Source organism: Sphingorhabdus sp. (assembly GCF_050921905.1).
Classification (GTDB): Bacteria; Pseudomonadota; Alphaproteobacteria; order Sphingomonadales; family Sphingomonadaceae; genus Sphingorhabdus_B.
The window spans coordinates 1,465,059-1,481,276 of record NZ_CP050888.1; the positions used below are offsets into that span (position 1 = coordinate 1,465,059).

The following is a 16,218-nucleotide window of genomic DNA, read 5'->3' on the forward strand; positions in this document are numbered from 1 at the left end:
GATGATGCCGGCCGGGTAAACACATTCATTATTAACAGAAAGATTGGGATATATATTAAGCATAGTGCTCGTAGGCTACCTGGGCACCTCCATTAACCGTTGATTTTGGTCAAGCGGCCTCGATATGCGCGTTGCAGGCACCTGATCGGTGCATTTCGGGCTGAGATTGGCTCTATTGCCGCTGTTTTGGCTCCTATTTCTGGATTTTGGACACAATTATCCTGTCGCCGCTCGTCGTTCGTGGAACAGCAGGCGCTGCATATTGTACGCAAGATTGGCGAGCATGATCTTCGTCTCGGCACGCTTGATGCCGATGGTGCGGATGAACAGTCCCATATGCGCCTTTTGCTGCGCAAAGACGTGCTCGACCCTTGCACGTATCTTCGACTTTGTTCGGTTGGCTGCACGAAGCGCTTCTGACCGTGGCTTGCCCTTTGGCTTCTTGCGGTGGATGCGGCTGACCCGGCCATGGGCTGCAAGCCACGCTTCATTGGTCTTGGACCGGTAAGCGGTGTCGCCCCACACATCAGATGCAGTGTTGTTTGTCGTGACCACTTCGCGCAGTTGTGATCCATCATGACGCGCGCCGTGCGTGACCACAGCCTTGCGGATGAACCCGAAGCGCTGATCGATAGCTATATGATTCTTGTAGCCAAAGCTTGGGATCGCAATGTCGATCTGCGGCTTGCCGTTCGCAGCCATGCGCGCTTTGGCAAACTTCACCGTCCAGCGCGCATCTGTGTCTTTCTGCGCAGCCTTGGCGGGTTGGTCGGGCCAGACTTCCTGTGCCGTCTTGCCCGTTTTGATTGCATCCTTCTCGTCTTGCGTATTGCGCTGCTTGGGGGCTGCAATCAGCGTTGCATCGACGATCTGGCCGCCCATTGCCAGATATCCATTGGTTCGCAGCCGGTGGTCAAAGGCGTCAAACAGCACCTGCAAGGTTCCGGCATCGGTCAACTTCTCCCGGAATAGCCGGATCGTGTTGGCATCAGGCGTTGGCGCTCCAAGATCAAAGCCCAGAAAACGCAGCCAGCTCAACCGATCACGGATCAGATACTCCATGCGGGCATCGGCCACATTGTTCTGCGCCGCCAGAATAAGGATCTTGAACATCGATACGCAGTCATAGGGCGGTCTGCCACCCTTCGAACCGTCCGAATAAGCCAGTGCATTGTCCAGGATCACACGAAAGCCTTCAAAATCAACTATCCGCCCCAGCGCCTCAAGCGGATCGCCATTGGCCGAAAGCCGCTTCAAATGATCCGATAAACCGAACAAACCCGCCTGCTTCATAATCGCCTCCCGATGGGGACCGTTGAATCAGATCACACGCTCAAATGCCAGAGGTTTTTGGAGGTGCCCACCTCCTTGGCAGTTTACTTATGGCGACGAGAATATGGCCGAGATAGAGCGCCTAAGGAAAAAGTGCCGAAGCGTTTGGCTAATCCACGTTTGTGGACAAGATGGATTTGTAGCTCTCACTCTCAGTGAATTTAATTCGATCAATTCTGTAGACGCTCAAACAACTCGGTTTGTGAGGGTGGATCGAGATAGAAATACAATGTATCGAGTTAATGGAACCGATGGTAAACTTGGTCGTTCTAAGCGGCGTGGGTTGAACGCCATCTATGAGGAACTGTAAGAAGCGTGTCGCCATCTATCCATCCTTTTCCTGCTCGGATGGCGCCTGATCTCGCGCTGAATTCACTGGCGTCTTTGACATCTGGAATCGTTCTCGACCCAATGACGGGTTCGGGAACGGTTGCCCGCGCGGCAAAAAGCCAAGGCCTGCGTTCTATGGGCTTTGATCTCGATCCTCTTGCTGTTCTTATCAGTAAAGTAGGAACAACGAGTGTCGACGATGAGATTCTGGAACATTTTGAAAAGCGATTTTTGGCGATCCTAGACGCAACCGCTGCCGACCAGACGGCGTTGCCGTGGATCGACGGCGACAAAGAGGCAGAGCGTTTTGTGGACTTTTGGTTTGCCGAGCCCCAGCGAGTGGATTTAAGGCGGATCGCTGGTTTGCTTTATAACAACGTTGAGATCGAGATGCCGGATGATGTTGCCGATGTATTTCGAATTGCATTGAGCCGGATTATCGTAACCAAGAAGCAAGCCGCTTCGCTTGCCCAAGATACTTCTCACAGCAGGCCTCATCGTGTCTCTCTAGAATCGGACTACGATGTGGTTGCTGGGTTCATGAAATCGCTCCGCGCAGTTCGAAAACGTGTTGCGCACGTTCCCAAGCAGGGCTTCGTCACAATAAGGCGTGGCGATGCAAGAGATTTGTCTGCGGTGGACGCTGAAAGCGTTGATGTCGTTCTCACGTCACCGCCTTATTTGAACGCGATTGACTATATGCGCGGTCACCGCCTGTCTTTGATCTGGCTAGGTCATAAATACGGCGATTTAAGCAAAGCACGCTCAAACAGTATCGGTGCAGAAAAACGTCCCGACTTACCATTTGATACAGCGTCCTTTCAGTCGATAAAAAATTCGATGGGTGAGCTCGACACCTTGCCAAGTCGTTATCATGGCATGATTGAACGTTATGTTGTGGATTTACACAAAATGATTGGTGAGGTGGCGCGTGTCATGAAACCTCAGGCTTTTGCCACATTCGTCATGGGAAATTCTTGCCTCCAAGGTGTGTATGTTCAAAATTCAGAGGCACTGGCTAAGGCTGCCGAAGCGGTAGGCCTGACTGAAACGAGTAGGCACGAACGAGACTTGCCCAGCGGTAGCCGTTATTTGCCAACACCTGATTCCGGAGCCTTAAGCAAGCGAATGCGTAAAGAAGTTATTCTTACTTTTGCGAAATCTTAGATGTCGAATTACGATGATGTTGTGGCCGGGGACAAGCGTCCGTCTGCAAAGCGGAATCCGCCCGGCCGATCATGTTGCAATAACGCAGGTCCATCAAGGTCAACCCAAGACGCCGTCTGCGCCACCAGAAACGCCGCCTGAATGGCCATGCTGGTCGACAGCATACAACCAACCATGATATCCATCTTTGCGCTCTCAGCGGCCTTGCAGAGCGCCAGCGCCTCGGTCAGGCCACCGGCCTTATCCAGCTTGATATTCACGCCTTGATATAATCCGGCGAGGCGCGGGACGTCCGCCGCAATATGGCAGCTTTCGTCGGCAAAAATGGGCAAGGGCGATGATAGCTTGGCAAGCGCGGTGTCTTGGCCTGCGGGCAAGGGCTGCTCAATCATCGCAACGCCAAGTGTCTTTAACGCCGCCGCTTCGGCCATGATATCCACCGCGCCCCAGCTTTCATTCGCGTCCACAATGATCCGCGCCTTGGGTGCGCCAGCGCGCACGGCGGCAACACGGTCGCGGTCAGCCTCGCCGTTCAATTTAAGCTTGAGCAGATTATACTTATTGTCCGCCGCAGTCCGCGCATCGGCATGCATCGCATCGGGCGTTCCCAAGGATATGGTGAAGGCGGTCTCCAGCGGCATGGGCGGCGATTTCATGCCGATCAATTCCCAAAGCGGCTGTCCGGTCTGCTTGGCCTCCAAATCCCACAGCGCACAATCCAACGCATTGCGCGCCGCGCCTTGTGGCAGGCGGGATTGCAAGAGCGCACGGGCCATGGGCACGGCGTGCGCGGCAAGTTCGCTGGTGACGCGCGCGATATCGCGCACGCATTTTTCTGCGGTCTCACCGTGATAATAGATCGCGGTGCCCTCGCCATAACCGATATGCGTGCCATCGCTGACCGCGACCACGAGCAGGTCGACAAACTTCTTTGCCCCGCGCGCGATGGTAAAATGGCCATCCACCGGCCAGCGTTCGACTGTGGCGTTAATATGCAAGGTCATCGCTGAAAACCCGCAGGAATCGGTGCTAGGCAAAATGCTATTAAGCAGGTCGAAATAGCGGGGGACATTGCGTCGCTCAATTGTGGCTGGATGTCCAATCTTCGACAACGGGCGCAATTTTTTCGCGCCATTTGCTGCCGTTGAAAATGCCATAATGGCCGACTTCTGGTGCCATATGATATTTCTTGAACGCCGCAGGCAAGCCCGTTGCAAGGTTCAACGCCGCCTTTGTCTGGCCCAGGCCGCTGATATCATCGCGCTCACCCTCAATCGCCAGCAAGCCAATATCGGTGATGGCAGCAGGGTCCACCAAATGGCCGCGATAGTTGAATTCCCCCTTAGGCAGCAAATGGCGCTGGAACACCGTATCCACGGTTTGCAGATAAAATTCCGCCGTCATGTCGCAGACCGCGCGATATTCGTCGTAAAATTCCTTATGCCGGTCGGCACTTTCGCCATCGCCTTTCACAAGGTCGGAGAACATCGACCAATGGCTCATCATATGGTTGCCCAAGTTCATCGACATGAAGCCCGAAAGCTGCAGAAAACCGGGATATACGCGGCGGCCAGAGCCCTTGTAATAAGGCGGCACAGTCGCAATCACATTTTGCACAAACCATGCATGCGGACGCTGGGTCGCGTGGTTATTGACGGCGGTCGGCGCTTCGCGCGTATCGATCGGGCCGCCCATCATCGTCAATGTGCGCGGACGCAGCGGATGATCCTTCGCGGCCATAACGGCCGCAGCGGCATAAGCCGGAACCGACGGCTGGCAGACCGCAAGCATATGTGCGCCGCGCCCGCCTGCGCCGGGGCCAAGAAATTCAAGCCATTCAATGAGATAATCAATATAGGTTTCAAGGTCGAACCCGCCACCGGTCAGCGGCACATCACGCGCGTCTTTCCAGTCGGTGATGTAGACGTCATGCGTGACCATCATGCGCTCGACTGTGCCGCGCAAGAGCGTCGCAAAATGCCCGGACATGGGCGCGCAGATAAGAAGCCGTGGCTTTTCGCTGCTGCCTTCGTAGACGAAACGCTTCAACTGCCCGAATGGCTTACGCGCAAGATTTTCTTCCTGAACCGCCAAAATTTTGCCGTCGATGACAACTTCATTCAATCCGAACGCTGGCTTTCCACGCGGCAGAACCGAATGGGCAAAAACTTCCAATGCAGAAGCCGCGATGGGTGCCATTCCGCCGTAATTGAACGGCGAAGGCAGCGCGCTGAGCCATTCCGCCTGTTTCTGCGCAACCCAGCCTGCGCCAGCAAGCCAGCCGCGTTGAAGGTCATATCCGGTGTAAAGCATATTGAGGCCTTTAATATTCGCGGCGGAATATTCTGCCGCAATTGGATGTACCTTTACGTGTTTATTGTGCATTGCACCATAGGAAAAGCATTTACATTCTCCGTGGCGGATTGTTACGGGTTCGGCGCACTGCTAGGCGAGCGCGATGACAAACGATATTTCCGAAACGCAAAGCGTGGATACATCCGAGGTAGCCGAAGCAGTCCCGGCCAAGCCCAAGCTTAATTTTGGCAGTTTGCGCATGATCGGGCATTTCACGATCCGTTATCCCCGCCAGATCACCTATGCCCTGCTCGCGCTGATTGCAGCAGCAGCGTCTACGCTTGCCATCCCTTATGGCTTGCGGCTGATCATCGATGAAGGCTTTGTCAAAAATGGCGGTGATCCTGCGCCATATTTCTACTTGTTATTAGGTATCGTCGTCATCATCGGCATTTCGACGGCATTCCGCTTTTACTTTGTCAGCTGGCTGGGCGAGCGTGTCGTGGGTGATATTCGTGTTGCGGTGCAGCAAAATTTGTTGCGCTTGGCTCCGCGCTTTTTCGAAGAAAACCGCCCTGGGGAAATAGCTAGCCGGATGACCGCCGATACGGCGATTATCGAACAAATTGTCGGCACCACTGTGTCAGTTGCATTGCGTAATACCTTTATTGGCGTGGGCGGCGTTACCTTGCTCTTCGGCCTCGCTCCAAGCCTGACCATATGGTTGCTCGCGGGCATTCCGGTCGTCGTTTTACCAATCGTCTTTCTGGGACGGCGGCTGGAAAAGGCATCGCGTAATAGCCAGGACAATGTTGCCAGCGTCGGCACAATCATTTCAGAAGCGCTTGGCGCAATTAAAATTGTCCAGGCGTTTGGGCAAGAAAGCCGCGAAGGTGCAAGATTTGCCGATGCTGTTGAAGCCACGTTCAATGCCGCGAAAAAACGTATCCGTTTGCGGGCATTTCTTACCGCACTTGTAATGGCGCTGATATTTGGCGGAATCACATTACTCGTTTGGGAAGGCACCGACCAAGTGAAGGAAGGCGTCATATCCTCCGGAACCTTGTTCGCGGTCGTCTTGTACGGGGCATTGGTCGCAGGGTCATTTGGCGCGCTGACTGAAGTATATGGTGACCTTGTGCGCGCATCGGGCGCGGCATCGCGGCTCGCCGAATTGCTGAACGAAGTGCCCGAAATTGCGCCCCCTGCTAACCCAGTTATCATGCCGCCAGCGCGCGGGCAGTTGGAATTCCAACATGTTCGCTTCCGCTATCCTACACGGCCCGAGGTCGCGGCGCTTGACGATTTCAGCCTGAAAGTATCGCCGGGGGAAACGGTTGCTGTTGTAGGGCCGTCAGGCGCAGGCAAATCAACTTTGTTCCAACTGGCGGAACGCTTTTACGACCCCGAAAACGGGACCGTGCGCATTGACGGTGTTTCCCTGACTAGCGCAGACCCCGCAGAATTCCGACGCCGGATATCGTTAGTGCCACAAGACACGGTGTTGTTCGCGGCCTCCGCGCGCGACAATCTGCGTTACGGCCAATGGGACGCAAGCGACGAGGCGATCTGGGCGGCAGCAGAAAAAGCAAACGCAGCAGGGTTCTTGGGTGATTTACCGGAGGGTCTGGAAACCTATCTTGGCGAGGGCGGCGCCCGGCTTTCCGGCGGCCAGCGGCAACGGCTCGCTATCGCGCGTGCCTTGTTGCGCGATTCGCCAATCTTGTTGCTTGATGAGGCCACGAGCGCATTGGACGCCGAAAGCGAGAAATTGGTGCAAGACGCGCTGGAGCGCCTGATGGTTGGGCGCACCACAATCGTGATTGCACACCGGCTGGCAACCGTGCGTTCTGCCGACCGCATCATCGTGATGGACCAAGGCAGGATTGTTGAAGAGGGCGATCATGCAACGCTGAGCGCCGCGGGCGGCTTATATGCCCGCCTCGCCAGCCTGCAATTTGATGCTTAACGGGATGAAATCATCCTTTGCTCCAGCTTAGGCTATGATATCCGGGACCAATTGGTCTTCCACACGCCTGATACGGTCCTTCAAAATCAGTTTTTTCTTTTTCAGTCGCGCGATTTGAAGTTGGTCGATCAACGTTTGGGCGTTGAGCGCCCGGATGGAATCGTCGAGATCCCGATGCTCAATCTTTAGTTGTTCCAGTTGCTGCTGATAGCCATCGTCGTTCATGCCCCTTTCTAAACAGACTGCGGCGAACAAGTCATCGTTAAAAAAAGGGCGTTTGGCCCAGATCTGAGTTTGGTGCGCGCCCCGACGATAATTATCGGCAAGACTCCAGTCAAAATTCGTGATTTACTCCGTGGTTCAGATCGCCGAGTCCCAGACTGAAGGAGAATGATGTGCATATTAATCATCTGTCCGCGCTTCGTAACAAGCATGCCGAACTCGAACAAAAACTGGAGCGCGAAGAAAACAGACCGTTCCCCGACAGCAGAACCGTTCTCGATCTGAAAAAACAAAAGTTACATCTTAAAGACGTTATACTGCATGAATCGGCATCAACTAGTTGACTACGAATAATTTGATACTGGGTATCGCTTGCCCTCTCGGTCTCTGCTAGGTGCGGCCTATGGAAAGCGCTACCCGTTCTGCCCGTAATATCCTGACTGGTCTGCACGAGGTGATGGCCTCGAAAAACCATGCGCAGGGTAAGCTGAATCATGTGGTCAACATCATCGGCGAAGCGCTTTCGAGCGAAGTGTGTTCAATTTACTTGTTGCGCGATGGCGCACTTGAGCTGTTTGCGACACGCGGGTTGAACCAAGCTGCCGTGCATATTACGCGTTTGGGTCTGGGCGAAGGCCTTGTTGGGACAATTGCTGAAAATGTCGAAACACTGAACCTGGATGAAGCGGCGGCGCATCCGAATTTCCGTTATGTCCCGGAAACGGGTGAAGAACGCTTTCACAGTTTTGCCGGTGTGCCAATTGTCCGCTCCGAACGGGCCGTCGGCGTGCTCGCGGTCCAGCATGTCGAGCCGCGTAAATATGAAGAGGTCGAGATTGAGGCGCTTCAAACCGTCGCCATGGTGTTGTCTGAACTCATTGCCAACGCCGACCTAATCGACGAGCCAACTGCCCGGGGCGGCAATGAGACCGGCACGATTAGCCTCACAGGATTGCCACTTGTTAAAGGCGCAGCCGCTGGCGTCGCTATTTTTCACCAGCCAAATGTGCGCATCGAGCACACTGTTGCCGAGGATATCGAAGCCGAGCGTCAGCGTGTCTATTCCGCCTTCGATAAAATGCGCGAGCAAATCGACCGCATGGCGAGCCAGATAGATTTTGGCACAGGCGGAGAACATGAAGAGGTCATCGCGACTTACAAAATGTTCGCTTATGATGAGGGCTGGAGCCGCCGGATAAACGAAGCCATTGACAGTGGCCTAACCGCCGAAGCAGCAATTGAACGCGTTCAGCAACGCACACGCATGCGCATGCGGCAGATTGACGACGCGCTGCTTGCCGATCGCATGCACGATCTGGAGGACCTGTCGAACCGTTTGCTGCGCATCGTTTCCGGACAAATGAGCACCGCGGCGCAGCTTGGGCTGAAGAAGGATTCCATCCTGATCGCGCGCAATTTGGGTCCCGCAGAATTGCTGGAATATGACAAAAGGCGCCTGCGCGGTGTGGTCCTAGAGGAAGGCTCGCTTACGGCACATGTGGTGATTGTGGCACGTGCCATGGGTATTCCGGTTCTTGGCCGGGTGCGCGGCATTCGCCACAAGGTGCGCGACGGCGACATGCTGTTGCTGAACGCTGACGACAAAAGCGTTATCGTGCGCCCTTCGTCTGCGGCAGAAGAGAACTTTCAACATAATCTTGTTGATCGGCAGAAGAAAAAAGCGCGCTATGCAGCGATGCGCGATGAAGCATCGGTCACTAAAGACGGGGTGCCAGTTACGTTGATGATTAACGCTGGTTTGCGCGATGACATGTCAGCTTTGGCGACAACCGGCGCAGAAGGCGTTGGCCTTTTCCGGACCGAGTTCCAGTTTCTGATTTCGGCGACGCTGCCGCAACGCGAACGGCAGCAGCGCTTTTACCGGGATGTGCTTGACGCAGCCGGCGACAAGCCCGTCATTTTCCGTACGCTCGATATCGGCGGAGACAAGGCGCTTCCCTACCTCAAGGATGAAAGGAGCGAAGAGGAAAATCCCGCGCTGGGCTGGCGCGCGCTGAGGCTGTCGCTTGATCACGCCGGATTGATGAAGGCGCAGGCACGCGCGTTGATTGAGGCGGCGGCTGGTCGCACGCTCAACGTCATGTTCCCGATGGTCTCTGAGCCATGGGAATTTGATGCGGCCAAGGCCATTTTCGACGGCCAGATTGAATTTCTGGGGCGACAGAAAAAGATATTACCCAACAAAATCCGTTATGGCGCGATGCTTGAGGTCCCGGCTCTGGCTGAGACGCTCGACATCCTGCTGCCCAAGATTGATTTTCTGTCCATTGGCACCAACGATCTGACCCAATTCCTTTTTGCTGCGGACCGGGCTGATCCCCGCTTGGCAGAGCGCTATGACTGGCTGAGCCCCGCTATCCTGCGCTTCATCCGAAGGGTCGTCAAAGCTACCGAGGGCCATGAAGTCGATGTCGCGGTGTGCGGCGAAATGGGTGGACGGACGCTTGAGGCGCTTGCCCTCATGGGCATTGGCATTCGTCGATTATCGATCACACCAGCCGCCGTCGGGCCTATCAAGGCCATGATCCGCTCAACCAGCCATTCTGATGTCTGCGCAAAAATGGAAGAGTTGCTCGACAATCCTACAGAGAATTTGCGTGCAGCATTGACTAGCTGGGCGATTAGTCAAGGTATTGAAACCGCATAATTAATTTAGGCATGATATTTGATTATCCGCAATCCACGTTGACATTATCTTTTTGATGCCCATTATCCGCCCGACTGCACGAAGAAGCGGGGGAACGGGTCGTGGAGATGGCAGTGGACGAAATTCCTCGTTTGGAAGCGGAGCCTATGACTGTAGGCGAAAAACTTAAGTCCGCGCGCGCGCGGAGGGGCATGAGCCTGTCTGACCTCGCCGCGGAGACACGCGTGCCCATGCGACATTTGGAATCTATTGAGCGATCCGAATTCAGCGCTTTGCCAGGACATACATATACTGTTGGTTTTGTTCGGTCTTACGCCCGCGCGGTTGCGCTAGACGATATTGCGATAGTGAATGCGCTGCGCGCGGAATTATCTAGCGGAGGACATGAAAGATATGAGGCCCCACTCCAGAATTATGAGCCAGCAGACCCTGCGCGTGTTCCTTCCAAGACCTTGGCGTGGACTGCTGCGGCAGTTGCGGCGCTAGTTTTGGCCGCCTATTTTATTTTCAAAAGCTACGCATTAGTCCCAACTGCAGCGCTGCCAACGGCGACATCAGTCCCCACAACAGCACCGAAGGCAGCAGCACCCAAGCCGGTCGCTGCCCTGAATGATAGTAGAACCACAGCGAATGTCGGCATGGACGAACAAGCTCCTCCGCCCGGCACAGCTTTGGCAGCCACCCCAAATCAGTGAGACCAGTCATTACGGCCGGAAATTCCGATGAATTTCAATTTTTTTATACCGAAATGCAGCGTTGGCCTTTATCACGGGATTGCTGTAAGCTATCGCTGCAACTCGACTTTAGTAAAAGGAAGTAACTAAATGTATTTTCGGCGCATTATCCTTGGCGGCGCAGCGTTCGCGCTAAGCGCACCTGCAATGGCGCAGGATGCGAACATGGACGGGCGCGTGGGCAAACTCGAGAAGGAAATGCGGGCCGTTCAGCGCCAAGTGTTCCCCAATGGTGCCGGCAGATTTGTCGAGCCTGATATACAGTCACCCACAGCGCCAAGCGCGACGAACAGTTCAACCAGCGCAACTGTCGATCTGACCGCGCGCGTGGATGCGTTAGAGGCGCAGCTTGCGACTCTGACTGGTCAGGTCGAATTGCAAGGCAATAATATGCGCGGACTTGAAGCCAGGCTGAAGGCGCTTGAGACACAACTGGCTACCCAGCCAGCATCGCCCGTTGAAACGGTGGCACCAACGGCAACGCCCGCAGCAGCAGCGCCGAAAACCAGAGCCGGCGTAGTTCCGACAAAGCCCGTTACGACCGCTAAGCCAAACCCGGCCCGCGTCGCTGCGGTTGCCGCAATCGAACGCCCCGCCAGCGGCGATGCGTTCGAGGATGGCTACAGTTATGGCTTCCGCTTATGGGAAGCCAAATTCTACCCTGAATCGCAGGCAACGCTTGAAGAAACCTTGGCCAAATTTCCCAAACACAAACGCGCAAGCTATGCGCGCAATTTGCTTGGCCGGGCATGGTTGGATGACAAAAAACCAGCGACTGCGGTGAAGGTTTTCTATGACAATTATAAGGCTGATCCGCGTGGTGACCGCGCGCCTGACAGCTTGTTTTTCTTGGGATCGGCTTTGACTGACCTTGGGAAGGCGGCTGAGGCATGCGAAGCTTTTGGTGAACTTGCAAGGGCGTATCCAGATGCGGCGACTGGCCGCTTGGCCGAACGGATCACATCTGGCAAAACAAGGGCGAAGTGCAAATAACGCTAAAGTCGGCCTTTCTTGGCCGTTTTAGGGCAGCACTTCACAGGCTGGAAAGTGCTGATGATCGCTTATTGTGCGCGGTGTCGGGCGGCCCCGATAGCCTTGCGCTGTTGTTGTTGGCGCAGCAAGTTGTGCCCGGCAGATTGGTTGCCGCAACAGTAGACCATCAATTGCGGGCCGAGTCCGCTGACGAGGCGCAGATTGTTGCCGAAATTTGCCGCAATCTTGGCATTCCGCATATCATTTTAACACCTGACGAAAAGATCTCAGGCAATCTCCAGTCATCCGCGCGCGCAGCCCGTTACGCGTTGTTGGAACGTGCGGCAGATAGGCAAAATTGCCAACACATTGCCACGGCGCATCATGCCGATGACCAATTGGAAACACTGCTCATGCGGCTGGCGCGGGGCAGCGGCGTTGATGGGTTGTCCGGCATTCGCGCCCGCAATGGACGCGTGGTCAGACCACTACTGGAATTCACAAAAGCAGAGCTTATCGACATCTGCTACAGCAATGGCATTCAATCGGTCAACGACCCCAGCAACGCAGACATTGATTTTGACCGGGTTGCGATGCGGAACTGGTTGGCTAGCACGCAGCATCCATTTCCTGCAACCCGCGCGCTGCGCACGGCAAGCGCATTGGCCGATGCATCCGATGCTCTGGTCTGGATGACGGACACGCTGGCCGTGCACAGGGTAAGCCACAAAAATGACGTTATCGTTTGCCAGGCCAGCGGCCTTCCCCGTGAATTGAAGCGGCGGTTGTTAATCCGCTGCCTCAGGACGATAGACATCAATCTTGCGCCGCGTGGTGACGCAATCGACCGGGTGTTAACCGACCTCGAAAATGGGCGGACTGCCATGATTGGCAATATCAAATGCGTCGGCGGAGAAGATTGGCAGTTTTCCAAAGCACCGCCCCGTCGTGGTTGAGAAAAACAGCCTGTAAGTTTTGCCAATCACTATATTGTCATTCACGCATTCGCTCTTACATTAGCAGCATATCTCCGAGCATTTAGCGCGGTCAAAGAACAAGGCAGTGATGATGAACGACGAACAAGAACCCAAAAGCAACCCGATGCTCCGCAACTTGGCCATTTGGTCGGCGATCATTGTCGCGCTTTTGCTTGTCGCGTCCATGTTCAACGGGGCATCCACGCCAACCAACGGCATTACCTATTCGTCTTTTCGAGATAAGGTTGAGTCTGGCGAGGTTAAGTCCGTAGCCATCGCGCCGGAACGCATCAACGGCAAGTTGCAGAATGACGAAACGTTCGCCACAGTGCCGCTGCCAAATGATAGCAGCCTTATCCCCCTGCTCAGGGAAAAAGGCGTAGTGATTGAGGTCAAAACCGCAGAACAGCCAAGCCTGCTTCTCCTGCTTGTATATCAGGCCCTGCCATTCTTGCTCATCCTTGGCATCGCATTTTTTGTCTTGCGGCAAATGCAAAAGGGCGGCGGTGCTGGCGGTGCCATGGGCTTTGGCAAGTCAAAGGCAAAATTGCTAACCGAAAAGCATGGCAAGGTAACGTTTGATGACGTGGCCGGCATTGATGAAGCCCGCGAAGAGCTTCAGGAAATTGTCGAGTTTTTGAAAGACCCGCTTAAGTTCAGCCGCCTTGGTGGCAAAATTCCCAAGGGCGCTTTGCTGGTTGGCTCACCAGGTACCGGCAAGACGTTGCTCGCCCGCGCAATTGCTGGCGAGGCTGGCGTACCATTCTTCTCGATTTCTGGTTCTGACTTTGTCGAAATGTTTGTGGGCGTTGGTGCAAGCCGTGTACGCGACATGTTCGAACAGGCGAAGAAAAACGCACCCTGCATCGTCTTTATCGACGAAATCGATGCGGTGGGCCGCAGTCGTGGCGCTGGACTTGGCAATCAGAATGACGAGCGCGAACAGACTTTGAACCAGCTACTGGTCGAAATGGACGGTTTTGAAGCCAATGAAGGCATCATCATCGTTGCCGCAACCAACCGACCTGACGTCCTTGACCCGGCCCTGTTGCGTCCTGGCCGTTTCGACCGTCAGGTAGTTGTGCCGCGCCCGGATATTGATGGGCGTGTCAAAATCCTAGCCGTGCATATGAAAAAGGTTCCGTTGGCACCTGATGTCGATGGCCGCGTGATCGCGCGCGGGACACCGGGTTTCTCCGGTGCCGACCTCGCCAACCTTGTGAACGAAGCTGCCTTGCTGGCCGCACGTCGTGGCAAGCGGTTGGTCGCTATGCAAGAATTTGAAGATGCCAAAGACAAGGTGATGATGGGCACCGAACGCAAGTCGATGGTCATGACCGAAGATGAAAAGAAAATGACCGCTTATCATGAGGCCGGCCACGCAATCGTGTCGATCCATGAAACCGCGTCTGACCCGATCCACAAGGCAACCATCATTCCCCGTGGCCGTGCCTTGGGTATGGTCATGCGCCTGCCCGAGCGGGATAATTACAGCTATCATCGCGATAAAATGCACGCTAACCTGTCCGTATCCATGGGCGGACGCGTGGCAGAAGAATTAGTCTTCGGCTATGACAAAGTCAGTTCAGGCGCATCCAGCGACATCCAATATGCAACCAGCCTTGCGCGCGACATGGTCACCCAATGGGGCATGTCGGATGCGATGGGCCCGCTGCAATATGAAGAGCGTCAAGAAGGCTATCTCGGCTATGGCATGTCCCAACGCTCCGCTATGTCGGATGAGACGGCACGAAAGATTGACGCCGAAATCCGCAAGCTAGTTGAGGGCGGGCATCAACGGGCGACCGAGTTGTTGACGACGCATAACGAACAATTGCACCTGCTCGCCAACGCACTTCTGGAATTTGAAACGCTCTCGGGCGACGAAATCAATCAGCTTTTGGAAACGGGCAAATTTGAACGTGACGATGGCATGGTCGTTAAGCCTTCATCCATTCCAACGGTGGGCACAGCCATACCAAAGGCGGGACGCGGCAAATCTGCGCCGGTCGGAGGCACCGCGCCACAAAGCGCCTAGTTTTCAGCTTTTATTCGCGGCCTCAACGCTCTATCCTCCATGGGGGGAGATTTGAGGTCGCAAAATGAAATATGCTGTGCTTGTGGTCATGGGCGCTTTGTTGTGTGCCGTTCCTGCAAACGCCATGGACGCGGAAACCTTTTTTGCGAAAGCTGTGGTGTTGCAGAAAAAGGGTCTGGGCGCAGTCTTTGCAAAAGACCTGAAGCCTATGATCCGCGTTTTTGAAGAAGCGGCGAAGTCGGTCAAAGCCGAGAATGAAGCCGCGCGCGCCGCAGGGACCCCCTTATTCTGCGCGCCTAAGAAATACCGACTGAACGCAGAGCAGTTCATTGGCGAATTCAGCCGAATCCCCAAAGAGCGCCGACAGGTCCAGTCAGTCCGCGATGCGTGGCGCGAAATAGTCATCCGCCGTTTTCCCTGCTAACCTCACATAATTTGAGGAGCAGTCAGCATGCCGATCTATTGCGATGAGTCAGGCGGTGTTGGGCGTGGGGTCATGACACTGGCTGCCATATCCGTTGAAGACAATGATGCTGACGCGGTAGTGGCCCGCTTTCGGGAGATTACCGGCCTAGCCGGTGAACTTAAGGGCAGCCGTATTGATTTGGCGGAGCGCGGATTGTTGTTTGAGCTGCTTGGTCAAAAGCCTTGGGTCGCAACTATAGGCATCGCGATTTCCGCGCTCGCGCCCGATCCGGACGAAGACCGGGGTTCGCACGACATCGACATCTATGTGCAATTGCTTGAGGAGGCCGTTACGCACATCATAAAAGGCAGTGATCATTGCGTGCAAGTGGTTATTGACGACGGTCGCTATGGCCCCGAGACGCTGGCCCTAATCCGCAAAGATATCGCAGACTTCATTGGTCCTTGCGGTACTGCATCCCTTGATCTTAGTCACCGCCGGTCGGGGCTTCAAATTGCGGATGTCATCGCCAACACCTTCTTCAACCGCGCGATGGCAACCGAGCGCCAAGGCCGAATGGCAGCCATCGTTGCCCCATTTTTGGAAAGTGGCAAAATTAGCCTACGGGTACTTTCACGCGACACCAAGAGTGATTGAAGGCACAAAAGAAAAGGCCCGGACGAGCCGGGCCTGATTCATTCAATAATGATATTGAAATTACCGGTCATAATCGCGCTGCATACCTGCGCCGCGTGCTGGCGCAGCGGCGGTCAAACGAAGGGCTTCGGCGGACAGGCTGATCGAGCCGACTTCATCCGCTTCTTCATCTTCATCAACCTGAACCTTCTGAAGCGACTGCACGAGGCCTTCTTTCAATTGATCCGGACGAACGGTTTCCTCGGCGATTTCGCGCAAAGCAACGACCGGATTTTTATCACGATCACGATCAATGGTCAGTTCAGCGCCACCAGAGATTTCACGCGCACGTTCGGCGGCGAGTAATACAAGGTCAAACCGGTTGGTGATCTTGTCGATGCAATCTTCAACAGTAACGCGTGCCATATTGGCTCCTGATTCTTCGTAAATTCGGGAAGTTGCTCGCGCCTAG

The 16,218-nt window shown here is 54.9% G+C and carries 15 protein-coding genes; 10 read left to right on the forward strand and 5 right to left on the reverse strand.

Features of this window, described 5'->3' with window-relative positions:
- Window positions 1-216: 216 nt before the first annotated feature.
- Window positions 217-1,293, reverse strand: coding sequence for an IS5 family transposase (locus tag HEQ18_RS06975; protein WP_432814106.1), 1,077 nt, complete (start codon window positions 1,291-1,293; stop codon window positions 217-219).
- Between the two features lie 354 nt (window positions 1,294-1,647).
- Here HEQ18_RS06975 and HEQ18_RS06980 point away from each other — a divergent pair, with 354 nt between their 5' ends.
- Entirely contained in the window at window positions 1,648-2,829 is a 1,182-nt protein-coding gene (locus HEQ18_RS06980; RefSeq protein ID WP_432814169.1) for a hypothetical protein, read from the forward strand.
- A gap of 8 nt (window positions 2,830-2,837) precedes the next feature.
- Here HEQ18_RS06980 and dgcA read toward each other — a convergent pair whose 3' ends face one another.
- Both dgcA and HEQ18_RS06990 read right to left on the reverse strand, forming a co-directional pair.
- Window positions 2,838-3,833: an N-acetyl-D-Glu racemase DgcA gene (gene dgcA, locus HEQ18_RS06985; protein WP_432814170.1), complete on the reverse strand. Its 996-nt coding sequence runs from the start codon at window positions 3,831-3,833 to the stop codon at window positions 2,838-2,840.
- Between the two features lie 76 nt (window positions 3,834-3,909).
- A complete protein-coding gene (locus HEQ18_RS06990; RefSeq protein WP_432814171.1) occupies window positions 3,910-5,142 on the reverse strand; it encodes a polyhydroxyalkanoate depolymerase in 1,233 nt (410 codons plus the stop codon).
- A gap of 145 nt (window positions 5,143-5,287) precedes the next feature.
- Here HEQ18_RS06990 and HEQ18_RS06995 point away from each other — a divergent pair, with 145 nt between their 5' ends.
- Window positions 5,288-7,093 carry an ABC transporter transmembrane domain-containing protein gene (locus tag HEQ18_RS06995; protein ID WP_432814172.1) on the forward strand — a complete coding sequence of 602 codons (1,806 nt, stop codon included), beginning with the start codon at window positions 5,288-5,290 and terminating at the stop codon, window positions 7,091-7,093.
- Window positions 7,094-7,120: 27 nt separating this feature from the next.
- Here HEQ18_RS06995 and HEQ18_RS07000 read toward each other — a convergent pair whose 3' ends face one another.
- Window positions 7,121-7,318 carry a YdcH family protein gene (locus HEQ18_RS07000; RefSeq protein WP_432814173.1) on the reverse strand — a complete coding sequence of 66 codons (198 nt, stop codon included), beginning with the start codon at window positions 7,316-7,318 and terminating at the stop codon, window positions 7,121-7,123.
- 170 nt (window positions 7,319-7,488) lie between these two features.
- On the opposite strand from HEQ18_RS07000, the gene HEQ18_RS07005 reads away from it, so the two are divergent.
- The 8 genes from HEQ18_RS07005 (at window position 7,489) to HEQ18_RS07040 (ending at window position 15,767) form a co-directional block, all read left to right on the forward strand.
- On the forward strand, window positions 7,489-7,659 hold the full coding sequence (locus tag HEQ18_RS07005; RefSeq protein ID WP_432814174.1) for a YdcH family protein: 171 nt from the start codon (window positions 7,489-7,491) through the stop codon (window positions 7,657-7,659).
- Window positions 7,660-7,718: 59 nt separating this feature from the next.
- The gene (gene ptsP / locus HEQ18_RS07010) at window positions 7,719-9,983 is read left to right on the forward strand and encodes a phosphoenolpyruvate--protein phosphotransferase (RefSeq protein WP_432814175.1); all 2,265 of its coding nucleotides are present in this window, start codon (window positions 7,719-7,721) and stop codon (window positions 9,981-9,983) included.
- A 146-nt stretch (window positions 9,984-10,129) separates the two neighbouring features.
- Entirely contained in the window at window positions 10,130-10,678 is a 549-nt protein-coding gene (locus tag HEQ18_RS07015) for a helix-turn-helix domain-containing protein (protein WP_432814176.1), read from the forward strand.
- 129 nt (window positions 10,679-10,807) lie between these two features.
- A complete protein-coding gene (locus HEQ18_RS07020; protein WP_432814177.1) occupies window positions 10,808-11,710 on the forward strand; it encodes a tetratricopeptide repeat protein in 903 nt (300 codons plus the stop codon).
- On the forward strand, window positions 11,701-12,645 hold the full coding sequence (gene tilS / locus HEQ18_RS07025; protein WP_432814178.1) for a tRNA lysidine(34) synthetase TilS: 945 nt from the start codon (window positions 11,701-11,703) through the stop codon (window positions 12,643-12,645). The genes HEQ18_RS07020 and tilS overlap by 10 nt, the downstream gene beginning before the upstream one ends.
- Before the next feature lie 112 nt (window positions 12,646-12,757).
- The gene (ftsH, locus tag HEQ18_RS07030) at window positions 12,758-14,704 is read left to right on the forward strand and encodes an ATP-dependent zinc metalloprotease FtsH (RefSeq protein WP_432815972.1); all 1,947 of its coding nucleotides are present in this window, start codon (window positions 12,758-12,760) and stop codon (window positions 14,702-14,704) included.
- Window positions 14,705-14,768: 64 nt separating this feature from the next.
- The gene (locus tag HEQ18_RS07035; protein ID WP_432814179.1) at window positions 14,769-15,128 is read left to right on the forward strand and encodes a hypothetical protein; all 360 of its coding nucleotides are present in this window, start codon (window positions 14,769-14,771) and stop codon (window positions 15,126-15,128) included.
- A gap of 27 nt (window positions 15,129-15,155) precedes the next feature.
- Window positions 15,156-15,767, forward strand: a complete 612-nt coding sequence (locus tag HEQ18_RS07040) for a DUF3800 domain-containing protein (RefSeq protein WP_397604898.1) — start codon at window positions 15,156-15,158, stop codon at window positions 15,765-15,767.
- Between the two features lie 60 nt (window positions 15,768-15,827).
- Here the strand turns inward: HEQ18_RS07040 and rpoZ are convergent, their stop codons facing one another.
- A complete protein-coding gene (rpoZ, locus tag HEQ18_RS07045; protein ID WP_125229626.1) occupies window positions 15,828-16,172 on the reverse strand; it encodes a DNA-directed RNA polymerase subunit omega in 345 nt (114 codons plus the stop codon).
- Window positions 16,173-16,218 lie beyond the last annotated feature (46 nt).

Bases quoted from the DNA above. Each gene is read 5' to 3' on its own strand.
- HEQ18_RS06975 (WP_432814106.1), bottom strand. From the start codon at position 1,293: ATGAAGCAGGCGGGTTTGTTCGGTTTATCGGATCATTTGAAGCGGCTT.
- dgcA (WP_432814170.1), bottom strand. From the start codon at position 3,833: ATGACCTTGCATATTAACGCCACAGTCGAACGCTGGCCGGTGGATGGC.
- HEQ18_RS06990 (WP_432814171.1), bottom strand. From the start codon at position 5,142: ATGCTTTACACCGGATATGACCTTCAACGCGGCTGGCTTGCTGGCGCA.
- HEQ18_RS06995 (WP_432814172.1), top strand. From the start codon at position 5,288: ATGACAAACGATATTTCCGAAACGCAAAGCGTGGATACATCCGAGGTA.
- HEQ18_RS07000 (WP_432814173.1), bottom strand. From the start codon at position 7,318: ATGAACGACGATGGCTATCAGCAGCAACTGGAACAACTAAAGATTGAG.
- ptsP (WP_432814175.1), top strand. From the start codon at position 7,719: ATGGAAAGCGCTACCCGTTCTGCCCGTAATATCCTGACTGGTCTGCAC.
- HEQ18_RS07015 (WP_432814176.1), top strand. From the start codon at position 10,130: ATGACTGTAGGCGAAAAACTTAAGTCCGCGCGCGCGCGGAGGGGCATG.
- HEQ18_RS07020 (WP_432814177.1), top strand. From the start codon at position 10,808: ATGTATTTTCGGCGCATTATCCTTGGCGGCGCAGCGTTCGCGCTAAGC.
- ftsH (WP_432815972.1), top strand. From the start codon at position 12,758: ATGAACGACGAACAAGAACCCAAAAGCAACCCGATGCTCCGCAACTTG.
- HEQ18_RS07035 (WP_432814179.1), top strand. From the start codon at position 14,769: ATGAAATATGCTGTGCTTGTGGTCATGGGCGCTTTGTTGTGTGCCGTT.
- HEQ18_RS07040 (WP_397604898.1), top strand. From the start codon at position 15,156: ATGCCGATCTATTGCGATGAGTCAGGCGGTGTTGGGCGTGGGGTCATG.
- rpoZ (WP_125229626.1), bottom strand. From the start codon at position 16,172: ATGGCACGCGTTACTGTTGAAGATTGCATCGACAAGATCACCAACCGG.